The following is a 571-nucleotide window of genomic DNA, read 5'->3' on the forward strand; positions in this document are numbered from 1 at the left end:
CTGTGCAACCCGCCAATCTCAATGACTGAGCCAATAGGAAAAGTATAAGTCATATTAGACTTATGAACTTCAACCTTATCTAGTATTCCCCAAAACTCTAATTGCTTACCAAATTGCTCAAATAACTCTTGCCTATCCTTACCTTTAAAGTGTCTGAAAGCATCAATTTTAACTATATTTGCAAGACAACACAATATGATCCCATCAATAGATGACCAAGTCTTGGAACTCATACGAGAACCAATTTCATTTATGCGACCTACTGGTAAGGGTTTATTGTCCTTTACAGCTTCAATAATGTCTTTTCAATAGGAATAACTATTTACCATTTTTTAACCTATTATTTCCACCTTTAAGGTCAAAATTGATAGTGATTGGATTGATAACATCAACCTTTTCTTTTTCATATGTTTTAAGCAGTTCAACATAATTAAATGAGTTTCTACCACCTTCTGATATTTTTATTTTTAATCAGTTCATAGAATATAAGTCAATATATGGCTTATTAACCCCCTTATATTCCCCGTTTGGGAGTTCGTTTTTTTTTTGTAGAAAAAATACACAAAAATTG

General features: G+C 31.7%; 1 protein-coding gene. It reads right to left on the reverse strand.

All coding sequences use genetic code 11. The features are described 5' to 3' along the window. The coding region (locus tag N1032_RS26855; RefSeq protein ID WP_259543730.1) for a hypothetical protein at positions 1-233 on the reverse strand (233 nt) is incomplete at its 3' end. Positions 234-571 lie beyond the last annotated feature (338 nt).

This window comes from Herbiconiux daphne (assembly GCF_024979295.1).
In the GTDB taxonomy this organism is placed as follows: Bacteria; Actinomycetota; Actinomycetes; order Actinomycetales; family Microbacteriaceae; genus Herbiconiux; species Herbiconiux daphnes.